Source organism: Actinoplanes octamycinicus (assembly GCF_014205225.1).
Taxonomy (GTDB): Bacteria; Actinomycetota; Actinomycetes; order Mycobacteriales; family Micromonosporaceae; genus Actinoplanes; species Actinoplanes octamycinicus.
This window is the reverse complement of sequence record NZ_JACHNB010000001.1, coordinates 7,088,661-7,107,666: the sequence shown is the minus strand read 5'-3', so window position 1 is coordinate 7,107,666 and position 19,006 is coordinate 7,088,661. Positions and strand designations below refer to the sequence as shown.

Here is a 19,006-nt window from a genome sequence, read left to right as displayed (position 1 = left end):
GGCCTACTTGGAGTGGATCACCTCGGTGATCCAGCCGGTGATGTTGTCGGTGCGGGCGCCGTTCTCCACCTGGGTGTGCGGGCAGCTCGGGCCGTTGCTGACCACGGCGACCAGCCGGGGCCCGCCCCGCTTCTCGACGAAGTACGGGCCGCCCGAGTCGTAGGGGCAGGGCGTGGTGTCCGGCTGCGGGGCGTACCCGTGGAAGCCGGTGACCGAGTCGCCGACCTGGACCACCGTCAGCTGTCCGGTCTGCAGCCGGGTGGCCGGCACCGGGTTGCTGCTGGTCAGCGAGCCGTAACCGGTGAGCCGGACGACGGTGCCGACGGCCGGCGGGCGGCTGCCGAGTTTGATCGGGCGGATCCCGCGGACCGGTTTGTCGAGTTCGGCCAGGGCGACGTCGGCCGTCGGTGACTGACGGACCCGGATCACCGTGCGCAGCTGGCCGCGGCTGGGGTCGGTGAGGTCGGTCCGGCCGACCGTGGCCGTGGTCAGGTCGGCGACCGGGTATTCGACCCGGGTGCCGGTCGCGTCCCGGAAACAGTGACCGGCCGTGATGATCCACCGGGCCGCGACCAGGGCGCCGGAGCAGCCGCTGTTACGTCTGCCGCCGTCGGCGGTCGGGATGCCGGTCATCGTCAGTTTGACCGAGAACGCATACCGGCCGATCGGTACGTCCTCGCCATGGGCGATCGCGTTCGCCGGCGTGGGGGCGGTCATCAGGGCGGCGGTGACGGCTCCGGCGAGCAGGGCTCCGGTCAGCAGAGGCTTCCGCATTCGTCACACACTATCGACCGGCGGCGATGTGTGCACGCCCCCGGCGACGGATCGCCGCGGACCGGGGACGGCCGGCCGCGAGTCGCGGCCGGCCCTGTGGTGTTCGCCGGTGCCCGGCGGGGTGTTCAGATCAGCCAGCGGTTGTGCCGGACCAGCGGCAGGCTCGCCCACCAGCGGCCCAGGCCCCAGGTGTGACCGGCGTAGGTGAGCGCCGTGACGATCACGCCGAGCCCGTAGATGAGGTGGTAGTCGACGAACGGGTTGGTCGAGTGGGTGGCCTCGCCGGCGCCGGTGGTCTTCGCCGGCGGGAACTCGGCGAACCACATGAGCAGCATCATCAGCGCGCCGGCGCCGGCGGCGATCCGCATGCCGATGCCGAGGATCAGCGCCAGGCCGATGCCAAGCAGGCCGATCATGAACAGCCAGTCGGCCCAGGCCGCACCGGCGATGCTGGTGAAGAAGCTCTGGAACGGGCCGACGTCCACGCCGGAGAGGAAGCCCTTGGTGGGGGAGCCGCCGTTGAGCCAGGCACGCTCGGACGGAGTCGCGTAACCCCAGCCGAACGTCTTGTCGAGGAAGGCCCACAGGAAGACGAACCCGAGGGCGATACGGAGCACGGCGAGGCTGCGGGCGGCGGCGACGGTCAGCATCGAGCCGGGCGCCGGGACGTTTTCCAGCGAGGTGGCCGCGTCGCGGCCGGTGGCAGTCATGGTTTCCTCCTCACAGATGAACTTCTATGACCGACTATTCGCCGCGGGGCGCATGGTCACCCGGGCCGGCCGCCCCGTTTCGGCCGGGCCGAACGGCCCGCCCAGTTCGGCCAGCGCCTGAGCCGCGGAGTCGACGGTCCGCGCCTGCGGCCAATCGTCGGTGTCGCGGCCTGCGGCGGCGGTGCGCAGCTCGACGAGCTCGCTGTGGGTGCAGTGCGCCAGGTCCCGGGCGGCGCGGCGATGCTCCTCGTGGGTCCAGGCGGCGTCCAGGATCACCGTTGCGCCGTGCTCCAGCAGGCGACGGGCCTGCCAGATCATCTCCGCGTGGATCCGATCGCCCGGCTCCGCCGCCGCATTGCCGGCCAGCTCCGCCCAGATCCGGTCGGCGCTCAGCACGGTGCCGCCGAGCTGACCGGCCAGCGTGGAACGGCCCGTCGCCGGTGACCCGCCGAGCAGCACCAGCCGGACCGTCCCGGCGCGCAGGTGCCGCAGCGCGTCGCCGAGGTGACCGTTGTGGGGCGGGCTGTCCCTCCGCGGGCGCGGGCAACCGGCGGCGGCCCGCAGGACAGCCCGGTACGCCGCATAGTGGTGGAGCAGGGCGGGCGGCGCGGTGTCGCCGCTGAACGCCCGGTAACCGGCCACGAAGCCCTCGGCGAGCGTCGGCGCGCCGAGGTGCTCCAGGTCCACCGCCAGGCAGGCCACGTCGTCGAGCACGTCCAGGTAGCGCAGCCGATCGTCGTACTCCAGGCAGTCGAGCACCCGGGGGCCGTCGTCGAGAAGGAAGATGTCGTCGGCGCTCAGATCGCCGTGCCCGTCCACGATCCGGCCCCCGGCGATCCGGTCGAGGAAGAGCGCTTCGCGGCCGGCGAGGAACTCGTGCGCGCGGTTCTCCACCTCGGCGACCTCCGCGCTGCTCGACACGTCACCGTGGGACCGGCGCAGCTGATCCAGCGCGGCGTCCCAGCGATCCTGCAGTGCGGCGCGCGCCCCCTCCACGTCGATCGCCGGTCCGCGCTGGGCGTGGGTGTGGAAGACCGCCAGCATCCGGGCCAGCCGGTGCAACTCGCCGCCGATCGGGGCGCCCTGGCGGACCAGCGTGGACAGGCGGCGGGCGGCGGGCATGCGGCGCATCACCACCAGGTGATCGCACGGCTCGCCGTCGGGGCCGAGCACGTCGGTGACACCGAGGTAGACGTCGGGGGCGAGCCGCTTGTTGAGCTGCACCTCCCGGTGGCAGACGCGGAACCGGTCGGCGCGGCGGCGGAAGTCGTGAAAGCCCAGTTGCACCGGTTTGCGCAGCTTGTAGGCCCGGTCGCCGAGCAGGAACAGCATCGCGGCATGCGTCTCCACCAGCTCCGGGTGGCCGAACGAGGTGATCACCATGGTTGCCTCCGGGTCCTGCGTCCACCGTCGCCGCTTGCTGCGGATGCCGGGTAGAGCTGATCGGAACCGGATCCGGGACCAACAGCACTGGGCGGGCCCGCCGGGGCGCGCGTGGATGGGAGGAGAGGGAAGGCGGGAGGAACGATGATGCACACGCGGACCTGGACAGTGGAGATCACCATCGACGAGCACGAGGAGGAACGGCGCACTCATGCGGTTGCCGTTCTGCGCACCGAGGCCCGGCCGCAAGTGCGGGGTGAGGGGACCGCGCACCGCGCGCCGCGCGACCGCGAGGTGCCGGAGATCGGCGACGAGCTCGCCACCGCGCGGGCGCTGGCCGACCTGGCCTACCAGCTGCTGGACGTGACCGCCGCCGACATCGAGGCGGTCGTCCACCGGCCGGTGTTCCTGGACAGCTGACGCGGGCGAGGGAGGGCATCGGTGTACGGATGGCAGGTTGTCGCTCCCGGGCCGGACATTCGACGGTCGCTGCGGTGGGCCACCATGCTGGTGCCCCGCCCCGGTCCGGGAGAGTTGTTGCTGGCGGTGGACGCTTGCGGCGTGTGCCGGACCGACCTGCACGTCACGGTCGGCGAGCTTCCGGCGCACCGGCCCGGGGTGGTGCCCGGCCACGAGATCGTCGGCCATGTGCTGGAGATCGGTGACGGCGTCACCGGGTTCCGGTCCGGGGACCGGGTCGGCGCGGCCTGGCTGCGCCACACCTGCGGCGAGTGTCGTTACTGCCGGTGCGGTGCCGAGAACCTGTGCCCGGATTCCCGGTACACCGGCTGGGACGCCGACGGCGGGTACGCCGGATACACGGTGGTGCCGGCCGCCTTCGTCTACCGGCTGCCGGACGGGTATTCCGACGCCGAACTGGCGCCGCTGCTGTGCGCCGGCATCATCGGTTATCGCGCGTTGCGCCGAGCCGATCTACCGCCCGGCGGCCGCCTGGGCATCTACGGCTTCGGTGCGTCCGCGCACCTGGCCGCGCAGGTGGCCCTCGCCGAAGGGGCCACCGTGCACGTGCTGACCCGCTCGGCGGTGGCCCGGGAGCTGGCGGGTGAGCTCGGCGTGAGTTCGGTGGCGCCGGCGTACGCCGAGCCGCCCGAACCACTTGACGCCGCGATCCTGTTCGCGCCGGTCGGCGACCTGGTCCCGGTCGCGTTGCGTGCGCTGGATCGCGGCGGGACGCTGGCCGTGGCCGGCATCTACCTCAGCAAGATCCCGTCGTTGGACTACCAGGACGAGCTGTTCCAGGAACGCACCCTGCGCAGCGTCACCGCCAACACCCGGGACGACGGGCGTGAGCTGCTGGCTTTCGCGAGCCGGCACCGTCTGCGGGTACGGGTCACGCCGTACCCGATGGCCCGGGCGGCGCAGGCGCTGACCGACCTCGCCGCTGACCGGGTCAGTGGCGCGGCCGTGCTGTTGCCGTAGCCGGTCAGTGGACGATCAGCACCGGGCAGTCGGCGTGGTGCAGCAGCTGGGACGTGGTCGTGCCGCGCAGCGCACCGGCCGCCATGGCGTGCTCGCGGCAGCCGGCGACGACCAGCCGGGTGCCGTGCGAGATCTCGGTGAGGGTCGCGGCGGTGCTGTCGGTGGAGAGGATCATCTCCACCGCGACGTTCGGATACTTCGACCGCCACGGGGCGAGCAGCTCGGTCAGCCGGTGGCGTTCCACGGTCTCCTGGTCGGGGCCGTAGGAGCGGACCACCACGAGGTCGGTGTCGTACCGGTCGGCGGCGGCGAAGGCCGCTTCCAGCACGTCCTCGGCGCGAGCGGCGTCGTCCACACCGGCCGCGACCGGGCCGGTGCCGGGATCGGCGCGGCCGCGCACCACGACGACCGGGCAGTGGGCGCGGGCGGCGACCCGCCGGCTCACCGAGCCGAGCAGTAGGCCGGTGATCCCGCTCCGGCCGCGGTTGCCGACCACCATCCGGGAGGCGTCCACGGCTGCGTTGAGCAGCTGACCGGCTGGGCGGCCGACCGCGATCTGCGCTTGCAGCTCGATGCCGGGGGCGGTGTCGAGGGCGGTCCGGATGGCGTCCTCGGCGACGATCCGGGCGGATTGGCGGGCCAGCTGGAAGCTCTGGCCGCCGACGTCGTAGCGTGACACGGCCCAGTCCCAGTCCAGCACGTGGATGATGCGCAGTGGCACGTTGCGGCGCTCGGCCTCGTGCGCGGCCCACCGGACGGCGGCCGAGCCGGCATCGGTGCCGTCGGTACCGACGACGATGGCCGGGGTCCGCATGGCCTCTCCCTCCACTGTCCTGCATCGATCGTCGTGCGTCCGCCCCGCCCTGGGCAGGGCACGAGGTCCCGCGGACCGTGGCCGGGCGGCCCTGCCCGATCGCGGGTGCGCGCGCTGCGATGGAAGTGGACGAGCCGGAAAGGAGGTAGAGGAATGGCGTCGTTGCTGCCCCGGCTGTTCGGTGACATGACCGACTGGCTGGAGGTCGACTTCCCGCGTCCGCTGCCGGCGATCCGCGTCGAGGACCGGATCACTGACAAGGAGTACGTGCTGCGCGCCGAGCTGCCCGGGCTGGACCCGGAGAAAGATGTGCAGATCACCGCGTTGCACGGCGTGCTGACCGTGAATGCGGAACGGCACGAGGAGAAGGTCGGCACGGGCCGCTCGGAGTTCCGGTACGGCATGCTGCACCGCGCGTTGCGGCTGCCGCCGAACGCCGACGAGGACGGGATCACCGCGACCTACGAGAAGGGCATCCTGGAGATCACCGTGCCGCTGGTCGGACCGGAACCGGCCGGCCGGAAGATCGGGATCACCGCGAAGTGATCTCACCGCCCTGAGGAGACATCGGCCGGCGTCCGACGCCGGCCGATGTGCTCTGCGTCCCGGGCAACCGGGACATCGGACCCTGCCCTCGGCCGGCCGCCCGGGCCGACGCTGGAGGTATGGCTCAGACGACGACGGCCCCGGCCGAGGTCGACGAGCGACAGCCGCCGACCGAACTGTTCCGGCACCTGCGGTCCGGACCCGCCGGGCTGCGCTCCCGCGAGGCGGCGCGCCGGCTCACCGTGTACGGCCCCAACGAACTGTCGCGGCGGCACACCCGGCGCTGGCCGCGGCAGCTGCTCGCCCAGTTCACCCAGCCGCTCGCGGTGCTGCTGATGGTCGCCGCGGTGCTCGCCTGGTTCGGGCACACCCCCGCGCTGGCCGCGGCGGTGGTCGCGGTCATCCTGCTCAACGCCGGGTTCGCGTTCGTGCAGGAACAGCAGGCCGAACGTGCGGTCGAAGCGCTTGCCGCGTTCCTGCCGATGTCCGCGCGGGTGCTGCGCGACGGTGAACTGATCGAAGCCCCGGCGCGGGAACTGGTTCCCGGCGACGTCATCGAGGTCACCGAAGGTGACCGGGTCTGCGCCGACGCCCGCTTGATCGACGGCGCGGTGGCGGTCGACCTGTCGGCGCTCAACGGCGAATCGGCGCCCGCCATCCGGGCCGCCGACCCCGACCTGGTGCCAGGACCGCTGCTGGAGGCGCGAGAGCTGGTGTTCAGCGGCACCTCGTGCACGGCCGGCCAGGCCCGGGCGGTGGTCACCCACACCGGCATGCACACCGAGATCGGCCGGATCGCGGCCCTGTCGCAGCGCGGCCGGATCGAGGCGAGTCCGCTGGAACGCCAGGTCCGCCGGGCCACGTGGATCATCGCGGCCGCCGCGGTCGCGGCCGGGGTCGCGTTTCTGCCGATCGGCGTGCTGGCCGGGCTCGGCTGGGCGGCGGCGATCAGTTTCGCCATCGGCCTGATCGTCGCGAACGTGCCCGAGGGGCTGCTGCCGACGATCACCCTGGCGCTCGCGGCCGGCGTGCGGGAGTTGGCCCGCGCCGGTGCGGTGGTGAAACGGTTGTCCGCCGTGGAGACGCTCGGCTCGACCACGGTGATCTGCACCGACAAGACCGGCACCCTGACCGAGAACCGGATGCGGGTCACCCAGCTGTGGCTGCCCGGCGGCGAGCGGGACGTGGCGGTGCGTGACCTGGCGGCAGCGGCCGCGACCTGCACCACCGCGCACGCGGCCGACCGGGGTGACCCGACCGAGCTGGCGCTGCTGCGCCTTGCCGCCGACCGGGGCGTGCCGGTGGATCCGGCGGTCCGCGACGCCGCCCGGACCGCGCTGTACGCCTTCGATCCGCGGACCAAGCGCATGTCCACGGTGAGCGGCGACCGGCTGCACACCAAAGGCGCGCCGGAATCCGTCCTGCCGCTGTGCACGCGGATCGTCGACGCCGCCGGCCGGACCACCGAACTGACCGAGGCGGTGCGGGCCGAGGCGGCCGCGGCCATCGACCGGTACGCCGAGGCCGGTCTGCGCGTGCTGGCCGTCGCCGAACGGGTCGGGACCGCCGAACGGCTGGCCGCCGGACGCGAGGACGCCGAGGCCGGGCTGACCCTGCTCGGACTGGTCGCCATGGTCGACCCGCCACGCGCGGCGGTGCCGGCCGCGGTCGCCGACGCGCACCGGGCCGGCATCCGGGTCCATGTGATCACCGGCGACTACGGGCCGACCGCGGCGACCATCGCGGCCGAGGTCGGCATCGGCAACAGCCACCAGCAGGTGGTCACCGGCGCCGAACTGGACACGATGGGCGACGCCGAACTCGACCGTCTGCTCGGCAACGGGCGGGAGATCGTCTTCGCCCGGTCCGCGCCGGAGGGCAAGCTACGCATCTGCGAGGCGTTGCGCTCGCACGGGCACATCGTCGCGATGACCGGGGACGGGGTCAACGACGCCCCGGCGCTGCGCCGCGCCGACATCGGGGTGGCGATGGGCCGCTCCGGCACCGACGTGGCCCGTGAGGCGGCGACCATGGTGCTCACCGACGACAACTTCGCCACCATCGTGCGGGCTGTCGAGGCGGGCCGCCGGGTCTTCGACAACGTCCGCAAGTTCGTGCTGTACATCTTCGCGCACGCCGTACCGGAAGTCGTGCCGTTCTTGATCTTCGCTTTGTCCGGTGGGGCGGTGCCGTTGCCGCTGACGGTGCTGCAGATCCTCGCCATCGACCTGGGCACCGAGACGCTGCCGGCGCTCGCGCTGGGCCGCGAGCGCGCCGAACCGGGGCTGATGGGCCGGCCACCGCGGTCGCCGAAGGCCGGAGTGATCGACCGGCGCCTGCTGTGGCGGGCCTGGGGGTTGCTCGGCGTCACCTCGGCGGTCCTGGTCGTCGCCGGTTTCTTCTGGACGCTGTGGCGGGCCGGCTGGCAGCCCGGCGCCACGCTGACCGGCGCGGACTACGACCGGGCTACCACGATGACCTTCGCCGGAATCGTGGCCTGCCAGATCGGCACCGCCTTCGCCGCGCGAACCGACTACGCGTCGCTGCGCTCGATCGGCGTGCTCAGCAACCGGATGCTGCTCGGCGGGATCGCTTTCGAGCTGGTCTTCGCCGCGGCCCTGATCTATCTGCCGCCGCTGCAGGCCGTTTTCGGAACGGCCGCGCTCGGCGGCGCCGAACTGGCCTTCCTCGCCCCGTTCCCGCTGCTGGTGTGGGGCGTCGACGAACTCTACCGCGCGCGGCTGCGCCGCCGCGGATCCCGAACCGCTCCCGAGGAGGCACCATCATGCGAGTCCGCGACATCATGACCAGCCCAGCCCAGGTCGTTCCGGCCGACGCGCCGGTGGAGAGCGCCGCCGACCTGATGACGACGTACGCTGTCACCGCTCTGCCCGTGGTGAACGCGGACGGCCGGCTGATCGGCATGGTCAGCGACAGCGATCTGCTCTGGCACCGGGTTCCCGCTGAACCGCACACTGACCCGGCCCGCCATCGCGACACCATGGTGCACCCGGGGTACCGGCCGGGTGTCGTGGTCGAGGTGATGTCCGAGTACCCGGTCACCACCAGGCCCGGCGCCGACGTGGCCGACGCCGCCCAACTGATGCTCGACCACGACGTGCGCAGCCTGCCGGTGCTGGCCGACGACGACCTCGTCGGCGTGGTCAGCCGCCGCGACATCCTGAAGGCGATGATCCGCGACGACCGCGCGCTGGCCGCGGACGTGCAGCGGCGCCTGGACGCCTATGCCGGGCAGCGGGGCCGGTGGACGGTCACGGTCGCGGCCGGTGTCGTCACCGTCGGCGGCGGCTTCCCCAACGAGGAGCAGCGCACCGTCGCCACCCTACTGGCCGGCTCCGTGGCCGGGGTGGCCGCGGTGCGAGTGACCGACGAGGGGCCGAACGGCACTGTCCCGGCGGACATGGCGGTGCTGACCTGAAAGTGGAGGTGGCCGCCATGAACGAGACCGATCTCGGCGGCAGCAACCGCTTCAACGACATGATTAACCGCGCTGCGCAGCCGGTTCCGGCCGCCCGCCGCCCGGCCTCGGCCGCGGCCGGTGGGCTGGTGCTGGCCGGGGTGGACGACAGCCCGATCAGCAGTGTCGCGGCCGACCACGCGGCCATCGAGGCCGGCCTGCACGGCTGGGCGCTGCGGCTGCTGACCGTGCGCCGCACGGCCGACGACGACGCCGGTGAGACGGTGCTGCGACGGCTCGCCGAACGGGTGCGAGCCAATTACCCGGAGGTTCCGGTGACCAGCCGGTTCGCCGTCGGAGCACACCCCGCCCGGCTGCTGCTGGCCGAGGGCGCCGACGCGGACCTGCTGGTGGTCGGGCATCGGCACGGCACCACGATCACCGCGCTCGGCCGCAGCGTCGCCGACCGGGTGGTCCGTGGCCACCGGGGGCCGGTGCTGGTGGTGCGGATGCCCGGCTGGCCGGTCGGACCCGGGTTCGGGACCAGACCGCTGGTGGTCGCGGTGGACGGTTCGCCGCCGGCTTCGGTGGCGATGGATTTCGCGTACGCGGAAGCGCGCGCCCGCGGCTGCCAAGTCGTCGCGCTGCACATCGTCGGGGAGCGGATGGATCTGGCCCGGCGGTTGGAGACCCGTCAGGGGGTCGCGGTGCGTCACCGGATCCTGGCGGGTGACCCGCTGGCCGCCCTGGTCGAGGAGTCCGGCCGGGCCGCGGCGGTGGTGGTCGGCCGGGTCCCGCGCGACCTGTTCGCCCGCACCGCCCTCGACTCGGCGGCCCGCGTTCTTCCGCAGCGGGCGCTCTGCCCGGTCTTCGTGGTCGGGTGAGTGTCGTGGATCCGCTCCCGCTGTTCTTCGGGCTGCTGCTGACCGGGCGGGCGGCAGCCCGGGCGATGGTGTTGCTGCGCCGTGACCGGGTGCCGGCGAGCGGGCGCCGCGTCGACCCGTGTCTGGGGCCGGTGTGGGGACTGCCGCCGAAGCCTGCCGAGCCGGACCGGGAGCGGGTCCTGTTCGACCGGTTGCGGACCGGGCGGATCAGCAAGGCGCGGTACCGGGCCGCGATGGCGGAGCTGGCCGCTGGTGACGAGCGCGGGTCCCGGCACCACCACGGATCAGATCCGGCGGCATGACCACGGATGGCCGGAGGTCCCGGACGGTTTCCGTCCGGGACCTCCAGTGCGGGCGCGATCATTCGTCGGCCCCAGGGTGCGGTCTGGCATCGGTGCCGCCAGTACCGCCCTCGGTCTTGTCGGCTACCAGCGTGCCCCGATTCGCGGCCCTCGGGGTAGGGCCGATGGTCTCGCTTGTTCCGGGCAGTCTGCTGCGCGGGCGGTCCGCCCTCCCCTCCGCGAACAGGGGATTGCGATCTCGAAACGTCAAGCGTTTCCTGGGCGGGGTGCCTCCAGCAGCGCGGGGCCCTGCTCGACCGGCGAGCCGAGACGTCATGGTGCGCCGGGCCACTGGCAGCCATGATCGCCGTTGCCATGAGGGAGTGCGCTGATGTTGAAGACGGTCACCGAACGATCGGAGACCACCGGGGTCACCGCCGTCTACCTGTCCGGTGAGCTGACAAAAGACACCATGGTGATCTGCCGCAACTGCATCGGCAAGGCGGTCGCCGAGTGTCCGGTCGCGGTAATTGTCGATCTTTCTGCGCTGGACCATGCTGACCGGCCGCTGCTGAGCACCTTCGCGACGGCGGCGTTCAAGGCGCAGGACCGGTGGGGCGTCCCGGTGTTGTTCTGCGGAGCCAACCAGCAGGTTCGGGCCGGACTCGAGCCGTTCCGGTCCTTCGTGGCCTTGTACGAGAAACCGTCAGATGCCTTGCTGGCGTTGCGTGCCTACGTCCCCCGCTGGGTTCGGCAAGAGTTGCCGCCCGAGCCGGCCAGCGGGGCACGGGCTCGCTCACTGGTCGGCGAGGCATGCCTGGCTTGGCGACTGACGAGCCTGCATTACATGGCGCTGCTGGTGGCTTCCGAATTGGCGGCGAACGCCATTGTGCACGCCGCCACTCACTTCGTCGTCATGGCGAATTACTCCGGCCGCTATCTGCGGGTCGCAGTCCGTGACAGAAGTAAGACCATCCCGGCCATCACCAGTCAACCGCCTCCCGGCGATTCGATCGCCCCCGCCGGATCCGGTCGTGGCCTGTGGATCGTCGCGGCAGCCAGCACCCGCTGTGGAGTGACTCGAATCCCAGATGGCAAGATCGTATGGGCATTGATGCGCGCACCCGAGTGATGACGCTCCGTTGAAGCGCGCTGTCATCGGGAACGCTGTCGTGGCTTCGGCGCGCCTTTGAACAGTTTCCGGAGAATGCCTCTCGGCTGTGGCTGCACCTCCCGCACCTCGTTTATCTTTCCGGTTCCATAACACCTCATGCAGGCCTTGGCATAGCGATGATGGCAGGTCGTGTTCGTGCCGCACTTCAGGCACCATCCCGTATTTCCGGCTGTCCGATCGCGCCCGCTGCCATGGCAGAGGTAACAGGTGCTCATGAAATCACCTCCCGCGCCTTTTACGCTATCGCCGGGCAGCGCGGCGACCGTAGGGCAGAAGGGCCTGCGCAAGTCCTGCAGGCCCCAGCCCGTACCGATCAGGTGATGCCGCTTCACAGCAACGGCGTACGCCCGGAGAAGCCGGTGGCCACCTGGACGCGGGGAAGCAACATGGTGCCGTCGCCCGGGTACACGTAGAGGATGTTGCTGGAGACGTTCACGGCGGCCAGGTCGAGGCTGCCGTCACGGTTGAAGTCGCCGACGCCCACCAGGTCGCGCATGCTGTTCCAGCCCGTACCGATCTGGCGGCGGGCGCCGAAGCCACCGGAACGCCCGGGGTAGAAGCAGAGGGCGCCGGTGGAGGTCAGCCGGGCGATCATGTCGGGGTAGCCGTCGCGGTCGAAGTCACCCACGCCGGCGAGCTCGCTCATGGTGTCCCAGCCGCCGGTGCCGACCTGCACCCGCGGGCCCAGGGTCGCGTCCGCACGGCCCGGGTAGACGTACAGGGCGTTGTTGCTGGTCTGCGCGGCCAGCAGGTCAGGATGGCCGTCGCGGTCGAAGTCGCCGATCGCGGTGAGCTCCCGCATGCTGTTCCAACCGGTGCCGATCTGTTTGCGGGCGCCGAACCCGGAGCCGGTGCCGGGGTAGAACCACAGGACGCCGTCGGAGGCCTGCCGGGCGACGAGGTCCTCGTGGCCGTCGCCGTTGAGGTCACCGACGCGCAGGAGCGCGTTCATCGCGTTCCATCCGCCGGTGCCGACGATGACAGCCGCCCCGGTGTCGACGTAGGAGCCGTTGCCCGGGTAGAGCACCAGACTGCCGTTGCCGGTGAGCCGGGCGATCACGTCGGACCAGCCGTTGCCGGTGAAGTCGGCGAACTGAGCGGAGGGCAGGGGAGCGACGTCGACGTAATCGTTGTCGATGTTGATGGTGACGCCGCCGTACGACTCGGTGTGGTCGCCCCGGTACTGCTTGATCCGCCGCTGCGGCGACCAGTAGGTGGCCGGGATCGCCGGGTCGGAGACGGTTGCCACGCCGTCCCACCGGGCGAAGTCCAGGTAGTCGGGGCGCGCGTAGCCGGTGGTGTTGTAGTTCGCGACCTGGTCGGCCACACCGGAGCCCATGCTGCTGTAGAAACCGGACAGGTAGCCGCGGTCGTGCAGCCGGGCGGTCCAGGCGCTGATGAACGCGAGGACGCCGTTCCGACACGCGGCGTCGTCGGTGCGATAGGCCTCCATGTCGTAGATCAGCATGCTCTGCGGCTCCAGGCCCAGCGCCGTCGCCTGGGTGACCGCGTCGTCGGCGGTGGCCCGGCCCTGCGCGGCGGCCTGCGTGTTGTCGATCCGGTTCGGCTTGGTGGAGGTGGTGCAGGATGCCTGTGGACCGACGTAGAGCGGCAGCAGATGCCACCCGTTGGCCTGTTGCCGGGTGACCCAGTCGGCGGTGAGGTTGGGCTGGGTACAACCGCGGTTGTTGCCGCCGAAGTAGATGCCGACGGCCCGGTAGGGCGAGGCGAGCCAGGCGTCCATCGCGGCGTTCGACGGGGCGCTGCAGGCGTCGAAGCCGGAACCGGTGAAGCTGCCCGGCGCGACGGAGGCAGCGGCCGCCGCCGGGATGAAGGCGGCCGGCCCGGCGGCCACCACGCAGACGGCGGCCGTGGACAGAAGGCGGCGCAGGGTCGAAGTGGCACGTGGAGCTCTCATGACAACCTCCTTCGGATCGACATCCTTCGAGGCAAGCAAGCCGCTTCCGCGGGCGGCAAGGGCCGAAAGGCACTACCCACCGTCCGCGGTGAATTCTGAGGTCCATCGCGCGACGCACAGTTGCGTCAGGACGAAAGTCCTGCGACGGCGTCCGGGCCGAAGGGCACGTCGCGGCCGGAGAAAGATCGCGTCGGCCGGTTCCGCCTCGATGCGGTGTGGCATGACCTGGGGCGGCGGGCGTGCCGGGAGAATACCGGCTCTGCACCGGCGGCCTCGACCTCGACGAACAACCACCCGACAGCTCAGCAAGCGTGTGCTTTCCGCATTCTGGAGGCCAACCATGATCGTTTTCTGTGTTGGGTTGTCGGTCCTGCTCACCCTGCTGTTGGCCGGGTGTTGGCTGGTGGTGGCCGAACGTCGCGGGCAACGCCTGGCCGACGGTCGACCCGGCAGGCGTGGCGGTCCCTGGGCCACGCTCGGCGAGGTGCCGCACACCAGATGGTGGAACCGGCTGTGGCACGGCCGCGCCCGAGCTCGACGGGCACGACCTGGCCCACTTCGACGCCTACACCGCCGTGGCCCGGCTGATCGTCACCGGCCGCGAAACCCCGGCATTCACGGTACGGACCGCGCCGCGCCGCCCGGTCCTGGGCTCTGCCGAGCAGCTACGCCTGGCCTCGGCCTGAACCCGGCCCCCGCCCCGGCCGCGCCCCAGCCCCGTACGGCCGGGGCGCGGCCGACCCCCACCCGCCCAACACCGCAGCTCGGGGGCGCTCGTGAAGGCGGCCATGCCGCCCCGACAGTTTCCTGAAGGGGAAACTCCCGAACGGGGGGCAGCCTTCTCACCATCTTCCACCGGCTCCGCGTCCGCGAGCGTGACGGCCGCAAGAGAAGTTCAGGTGCCGCACAGCGGTCATCGCGGGGAGAGAACCGCACGAAGGTGCACCGCTGCCCGGTACTTGGCCAGGTAGAGCCATTTCGTCACTGTCGCGTGGATCGTGGCCTCCAGTGCTGCTGAATCCATAGCTCCACGTCTGAGGCCAGCCAGATCCGGCCGAGGCTCAACTCTGCATATGGCGCCGGGAAGTCGTCGCGTTGGGTGAGTTGCTGTACCCGTTGTCTGCTGACGCCGAGGCGTTGGGTGATCTCACCTGAGGCCATCAACTTGGGCCGCTCGCTAGATGCCCAGCAGCGCGCGCAGCCCGGTGCGGCGTCGGCGGTTTCCTGACTGGTCATCGCGCCACCCGGTGCCTGGCCGTGGTGGTCTGGGGCTTTCGCGGGTCATGGCCGTGCTGGCGGATCCGCAGGACGGCAGACCATGTGCTGCGGCAACGGTGCCGGCGCGTAGAACGCCCGGCAATGCCGGCGCCGCACGCCGGACAACTCACCCCGAAGCGGTCGATCTGCTGATAGCCGGCACCCATCAGAACACCTCGCAGAACCGGTCGATCGACCACACCAGCTCGTCGGGGTAGACGCACTCCACCGACTCCTCGCCCCCGGGCCGAGGCCTGGTCGCCTGATACACCCACCGCCGCGGCGAACAACCGGGCAGACACAGGGCCGGCGCGTAGCTGACCTCCCAGCCCGGCAACTCACCGGCAAGCAGGGAGACCGCCATCTGCGGGTCGAGGGGCCAAGCCCGGGACCGCCGGGCCGGCCGCTTCACGGCAAGCCCCGCATCAACGCGGCGAGCGCGGCCCGCTGCCGCTGAGCCGGGCACGGATACGCGTCCACCCCGCACCTGCACCCCACCGTCCATGGCCGGCAACGCCTCCACCGCCGGCACCGACCGTGCCCGATCACCGTGCTGCGCATACCCGACCTCCGCCCTGCCGCTCCAGTCCTGAAGCGATGGCGGCCGTGCAATCCCGGGTACTCGACGAGACCGGCCGCCACCGCGCTTATACGCGACGACGGGCAAGCCTCGCGATCGAGGAAGTGCACTCCGGGACCACCCACCCGTCGCCGCTGTGACCGAAGCTAAGGGCAGTGGTGGATGGGAATGGGCACAGATTGTGCCCCTTTACTTATGCGGCCAGCAGACCGATCTTTACGGCGAGTTCAGACGCCCGCCGGCGGCGGCCCGGGGTCTTGGACTCGGCCTCTTCCAGGACGATCCGTTTCGCGAAGCCGTTGTACTTGATCGTTTCGGGCGCGGCCTCGTGGGCCTTCTCCAAGGTGGCCAGGGCGACGTCGGGCTGTCCATCGAGCTGGTAGCCGCGGGCCTCCTCGATCCGATGCCGGGCGCGCCGCGGGCGGGACGGGATTATTACCGCGTCGGCCGCCGCCGACTGCCGGACCGACTCGCCTCCCTGGCGCAGCTCCACGGCCACCGTGACCGCATGCGCCCCCATGATTGCTCGGGAGAACGAGGTGACGGGGTCGTAGTAGCCGGGCTCCAGTGCATCCAACCGGTCGGCCATCTCGCGGGCCTTGTCCCAGTGCCGCCACGCGGTGCCGGTCTCCCCTCGCCGGGCTGCGGTGTATCCGGCCTCGGCCGTGAGAGCGCCGGTGATCGCCAGGACGCGGGGCGCCGCATCTTCCAGCAGAGGTTTCAGGTAAGCGAGCGTCTCCAGGTTCACCGCGTCTGCGGCGTCGTAATGCCCCGCGTCGCGGCGTGCTTGCGCGGCGAGCCATGCGGCTACGCCGATGGCGTACGGGTCCTCGGACTCCTGAGCGGCGATCAGGCTGCGCTCGGCAACGCGCCACAGCAGGGCGGCGTCCGGCTGGTAGGCCACGAAGAACTGCGCCAGCGAGTAGACCTCGGATAGCACGGCCTGCGCCGCTCGGCGCGCCGGGCCGGCGTCGGCCTGCCGTCCGGCTACCTGTGCGTCCCTGATCAGCTCCGGCAGCAGGGCCCCGATCACTTCGCGGTGGTTGGGTGCCGAGTGCCGTGCTGACCAGGCGCGCGCCAGCCGTGCTCGAATATGGGCGATCGGCGGTGCTTCCTGCGCGGTGGCGACCGGGTAGGCGTCCACGGCAGCCTTGACGGCTGCGAGACGCGGATGGCCGGGGCCGATGAACAGGTCGACGTGCAGTGATTGGTCGCCGGTGAGGTCGGACAGGTCGCGGACTCGTAATGCCTCGGCAAGGGCGAGGATGAGCTGCAGCTTCGGCATCTTCAGCCGGCCGGTTTCGATCCCCTTGACCCACGATCCGGATCGTCCGACGAGGCCGCCGAGCTGATCCCGGGTGAGGCCGCGGCGTGTGCGCAGGAGCTGCAGGCGCTGGCCGAAGGCCAACGGATCGATGTACGGGTCCATCGGTGCTCCCTGGTAGAGGGCAGGGCGGCAGCCGACCTCTACTCCGGCCACCGTATTCCACGGTACGTCAACAGGATCAACCTCCGAGACGACCTGGTCGAGGGTCAGCCGATCATCCGTAGACCAACGCCAACCATCCGCAATCGACTTCCTACTACCAGTCGCGCTGCGGTATCAACCCGAGGCAGCGGACCGCGACCCCGGGGGCCACTGCCTCCGTCACCTGTTGGTCGTGCCCAGGCCACCGTTCTGGCCGGGGAATAACCTTGGCGACCGCACTTCCGTTGAGTGCTTCGCTGAGCAGGCTCGCATCGTCTCGTTCGCACGACCGGCGACGTACGTGAGTTCGCGCCGACCGTGTCCTCCGGAGAGAAGGTGTGACAGTCGGGTATTGTCATCGACGTACATCAATGTCTGATTGTCTTGGAGGAACGATGCTGCAGCGACGTGTGGCCACCGTGGTCCTGGCCGGGGCCCTGGTGCCGGCTGTGCTGACCGTCACGGCACCGGCGCCGGCGAGCGCACAGGCGCTGGCCGGGCCGGCCGCGTCGGGTTCTGTCGCGCCCGTCGGTGTCTTCGTCGAGCAGTATCGTGGCCGGGTGATCCACGGCTGGGGTGGCGTCCATCCGTGCGCCTACATCGACGGAGTGTCCCTGGGCCTCGTCGACCACGGCGACAACCGCTACAGCAGCGTGGTCAACGCCTACGAGATCACCGTCGGGGTTCGCGCGACCACCCGTGCCGCGGTGCGCAGCCTGGCCGGCGCCGAGTTGGAGCCGGCCGAGCCGCCCGCCTACTGCCCGCGCTGAACCAATCGGATCAGGCGTAGGTGTAAACGCTGCTGTGGTTGAGCACCGAGGCCGGTGTCACGCCCGTCCAGGGCTGCAGGGTCTCGTCGAGGTCCACGACACCACTGGTGCCGGCGGCCGGCAGATAGTGCCCGGCGTCGAAACCCCACCGCGTCTGCCACTGCGACCACAGCCGGTCGATGTTGCAGTGGTGCAGCCAGAAGACCGGGTCGTTCGGTGAGTCCTGCTGCCCCATGTGCCCGCCCACCCACACGTGCACCGCGTTGTGCAGGTTGGGGGTCGACCAGCCCTCCATCCGGTTGCGCATGCCGCTGGTGGCCGAGCTGTTCCACGGCGCCGCGTCGTAGGTGGAGACCCCGAGCACCGAGCTGACCTGCGTGGCGCTGGGCAGCGTGGTGCTGCCCATCGCGCGCCGCAGCGACGTCGAGGTGGTGCTGCTGACGGTGATCCGCCAGTTGGTCGCCCCGGCGAACGGACCCGTGGTGACCGGGCCGTTGCCACCGGATCCGTTGCCACCCATGAAGTCGGCGGTGAACGGCGCACCGGTGGTGGTGCGGTCCACGGTCCAGTCCCAGTACGGCAGAGTCACCGACGGCTCGTAGACCTGCAGCGCCCGCTCGAACTCGATCAGGTACTGGCGGTGCCACGGCAAGAAGGACGGCGACTGGTGGGCGTAGCGGGTGCCGCCGACAGCGGCGAAGTAGTTCAGGTGGGTGGTGACGAACCAGTCGTAGTTACGACCGGTGGTCTGCGCCTTGAGGCGCTTGACGGCGGAGACGAATGCCGCCTTCTCGGTGCTGCTGAGGTTGCGCGCGTTCTTGCGTACGCCCATGACGGAAGAGCCTTTCGATGGATCGGAACGGGGGAAGGTGTGGTCAGTTCCCGTGGTTGTGGTCCGCGCCCGCCAGGGCAGTGAGCTCGCTGTCGCCCAGCACGTCGACTGCTCGCCGGGCGAGCTTCAGCAATCCGTCCCGGTTCTTGTCCTGGTCGATGAGGACCGGCTCGTAGTGATTGACGGCGCTGATGAAGCCCAGCACGACGCCGGTGCCGTCGGGGGACGGCAGCTCGATCTGCATGACAGCCAGCTTGCGCCCGTTGATGTGGACCTGGTGTGGCTGCCGGCTCCGCAGGGCGTCCTGCGTGCTTCGCAGCGCGCCCGCAGCGCCACCGCCGTGCACTCCCTTGATCTTCTTGCCGCGGTACTCCAGCTCGAAGTCCCGCGGGTCGGCCGGCGCCGCGGCGCCGGCCGGCGGCTGTGCGGAGGAGCCGGAGGCGGACAGGGTCTGCGCCCCGACGACGCCGCCGGTGACAGCGGTGGCGGCGGCCGCGTAGCGGAGGACGTCCCGACGAGTCAGGGTGGACATGGTGTAGGTACCTCTTTCGGTGGGGTGGATCGCCGTCCCGGGAGCGGGAGGCGGGGTGAGGCGGGGAGCGGGGCTGCCGGCCTCGGTGGTGACACGGTCAGCTGTTCGCCGCAGGCGTGCGGACGTCGCCGTCGTGCCCCTTCTCGGGGTGCTGGATGGTGGCGCCGGCACGCAGCCGCAGGGCCGGCTCAGAGCCGCCCCGAGTGAGTTCGCAGGTGGTGCTGA

19 protein-coding genes are annotated in these 19,006 nt (G+C 71.2%); 10 read left to right on the top strand and 9 right to left on the bottom strand.

What is annotated here, in order from left to right; translation table 11 throughout:
• Positions 1 to 3: 3 nt before the first annotated feature.
• The 3 genes from BJY16_RS31860 to BJY16_RS31850 form a co-directional block, all read right to left on the bottom strand.
• Entirely contained in the window at positions 4 to 774 is a 771-nt protein-coding gene (locus BJY16_RS31860; RefSeq protein WP_239177245.1) for a S1 family peptidase, read from the bottom strand.
• Positions 775 to 899: 125 nt separating this feature from the next.
• Positions 900 to 1,484 (bottom strand): DoxX family membrane protein, encoded by a 585-nt coding sequence (locus BJY16_RS31855; RefSeq protein WP_185043233.1) that lies wholly within the window; start codon positions 1,482 to 1,484, stop codon positions 900 to 902.
• Positions 1,485 to 1,508: 24 nt separating this feature from the next.
• Complete coding sequence (locus BJY16_RS31850) at positions 1,509 to 2,867, bottom strand: bifunctional aminoglycoside phosphotransferase/ATP-binding protein (protein WP_185043232.1); 1,359 nt, start codon at positions 2,865 to 2,867, stop codon at positions 1,509 to 1,511.
• A 144-nt stretch (positions 2,868 to 3,011) separates the two neighbouring features.
• On the opposite strand from BJY16_RS31850, the gene BJY16_RS31845 reads away from it, so the two are divergent.
• Positions 3,012 to 3,287 (top strand): DUF1876 domain-containing protein, encoded by a 276-nt coding sequence (locus tag BJY16_RS31845; RefSeq protein WP_185043231.1) that lies wholly within the window; start codon positions 3,012 to 3,014, stop codon positions 3,285 to 3,287.
• A gap of 21 nt (positions 3,288 to 3,308) precedes the next feature.
• Positions 3,309 to 4,307 carry a zinc-dependent alcohol dehydrogenase family protein gene (locus tag BJY16_RS31840; RefSeq protein WP_185043230.1) on the top strand — a complete coding sequence of 333 codons (999 nt, stop codon included), beginning with the start codon at positions 3,309 to 3,311 and terminating at the stop codon, positions 4,305 to 4,307.
• Between the two features lie 4 nt (positions 4,308 to 4,311).
• On the opposite strand, the gene BJY16_RS31835 is transcribed toward BJY16_RS31840, so the two are convergent.
• A complete protein-coding gene (locus BJY16_RS31835; RefSeq protein WP_185043229.1) occupies positions 4,312 to 5,121 on the bottom strand; it encodes a universal stress protein in 810 nt (269 codons plus the stop codon).
• A 153-nt stretch (positions 5,122 to 5,274) separates the two neighbouring features.
• Between BJY16_RS31835 and BJY16_RS31830 the strand changes: the two genes are divergently transcribed.
• The 6 genes from BJY16_RS31830 (at position 5,275) to BJY16_RS31805 (ending at position 11,382) form a co-directional block, all read left to right on the top strand.
• On the top strand, positions 5,275 to 5,667 hold the full coding sequence (locus tag BJY16_RS31830; RefSeq protein ID WP_185043228.1) for an Hsp20/alpha crystallin family protein: 393 nt from the start codon (positions 5,275 to 5,277) through the stop codon (positions 5,665 to 5,667).
• A gap of 119 nt (positions 5,668 to 5,786) precedes the next feature.
• Complete coding sequence (locus BJY16_RS31825; protein ID WP_185043227.1) at positions 5,787 to 8,474, top strand: cation-translocating P-type ATPase; 2,688 nt, start codon at positions 5,787 to 5,789, stop codon at positions 8,472 to 8,474.
• The gene (locus BJY16_RS31820) at positions 8,453 to 9,106 is read left to right on the top strand and encodes a CBS domain-containing protein (protein ID WP_185043226.1); all 654 of its coding nucleotides are present in this window, start codon (positions 8,453 to 8,455) and stop codon (positions 9,104 to 9,106) included. Before BJY16_RS31825 ends, BJY16_RS31820 begins: the two co-directional genes overlap by 22 nt.
• Positions 9,107 to 9,123: 17 nt before the next feature.
• Complete coding sequence (locus BJY16_RS31815; RefSeq protein WP_185043225.1) at positions 9,124 to 9,969, top strand: universal stress protein; 846 nt, start codon at positions 9,124 to 9,126, stop codon at positions 9,967 to 9,969.
• Positions 9,966 to 10,271, top strand: a complete 306-nt coding sequence (locus BJY16_RS31810) for a hypothetical protein (RefSeq protein WP_185043224.1) — start codon at positions 9,966 to 9,968, stop codon at positions 10,269 to 10,271. Before BJY16_RS31815 ends, BJY16_RS31810 begins: the two co-directional genes overlap by 4 nt.
• 370 nt (positions 10,272 to 10,641) lie before the next feature.
• Positions 10,642 to 11,382, top strand: a complete 741-nt coding sequence (locus BJY16_RS31805) for an ATP-binding protein (protein WP_185043223.1) — start codon at positions 10,642 to 10,644, stop codon at positions 11,380 to 11,382.
• A 370-nt stretch (positions 11,383 to 11,752) separates the two neighbouring features.
• Here the strand turns inward: BJY16_RS31805 and BJY16_RS31800 are convergent, their stop codons facing one another.
• A complete protein-coding gene (locus BJY16_RS31800) occupies positions 11,753 to 13,342 on the bottom strand; it encodes a glycoside hydrolase domain-containing protein (protein ID WP_185043222.1) in 1,590 nt (529 codons plus the stop codon).
• A gap of 455 nt (positions 13,343 to 13,797) precedes the next feature.
• Between BJY16_RS31800 and BJY16_RS31795 the strand changes: the two genes are divergently transcribed.
• Positions 13,798 to 14,028 carry a hypothetical protein gene (locus BJY16_RS31795; protein WP_185043221.1) on the top strand — a complete coding sequence of 77 codons (231 nt, stop codon included), beginning with the start codon at positions 13,798 to 13,800 and terminating at the stop codon, positions 14,026 to 14,028.
• A gap of 737 nt (positions 14,029 to 14,765) precedes the next feature.
• Here the strand turns inward: BJY16_RS31795 and BJY16_RS31790 are convergent.
• Together BJY16_RS31790 and BJY16_RS31785 are read right to left on the bottom strand one after the other, a co-directional pair.
• The gene (locus BJY16_RS31790) at positions 14,766 to 14,963 is read right to left on the bottom strand and encodes a hypothetical protein (protein ID WP_185043220.1); all 198 of its coding nucleotides are present in this window, start codon (positions 14,961 to 14,963) and stop codon (positions 14,766 to 14,768) included.
• A gap of 409 nt (positions 14,964 to 15,372) precedes the next feature.
• Positions 15,373 to 16,608 carry a helix-turn-helix domain-containing protein gene (locus BJY16_RS31785; RefSeq protein WP_185043219.1) on the bottom strand — a complete coding sequence of 412 codons (1,236 nt, stop codon included), beginning with the start codon at positions 16,606 to 16,608 and terminating at the stop codon, positions 15,373 to 15,375.
• A gap of 434 nt (positions 16,609 to 17,042) precedes the next feature.
• On the opposite strand from BJY16_RS31785, the gene BJY16_RS31780 reads away from it, so the two are divergent.
• Positions 17,043 to 17,417 carry a tyrosinase family oxidase copper chaperone gene (locus BJY16_RS31780; protein WP_185043218.1) on the top strand — a complete coding sequence of 125 codons (375 nt, stop codon included), beginning with the start codon at positions 17,043 to 17,045 and terminating at the stop codon, positions 17,415 to 17,417.
• A 10-nt stretch (positions 17,418 to 17,427) separates the two neighbouring features.
• On the opposite strand, the gene BJY16_RS31775 is transcribed toward BJY16_RS31780, so the two are convergent.
• Both BJY16_RS31775 and BJY16_RS31770 read right to left on the bottom strand, forming a co-directional pair.
• Positions 17,428 to 18,249, bottom strand: coding sequence for a tyrosinase family protein (locus BJY16_RS31775; protein WP_185043217.1), 822 nt, complete (start codon positions 18,247 to 18,249; stop codon positions 17,428 to 17,430).
• A gap of 43 nt (positions 18,250 to 18,292) precedes the next feature.
• Entirely contained in the window at positions 18,293 to 18,781 is a 489-nt protein-coding gene (locus BJY16_RS31770; protein ID WP_185043216.1) for a tyrosinase family oxidase copper chaperone, read from the bottom strand.
• Between the last annotated feature and the right edge of the window lie 225 nt (positions 18,782 to 19,006).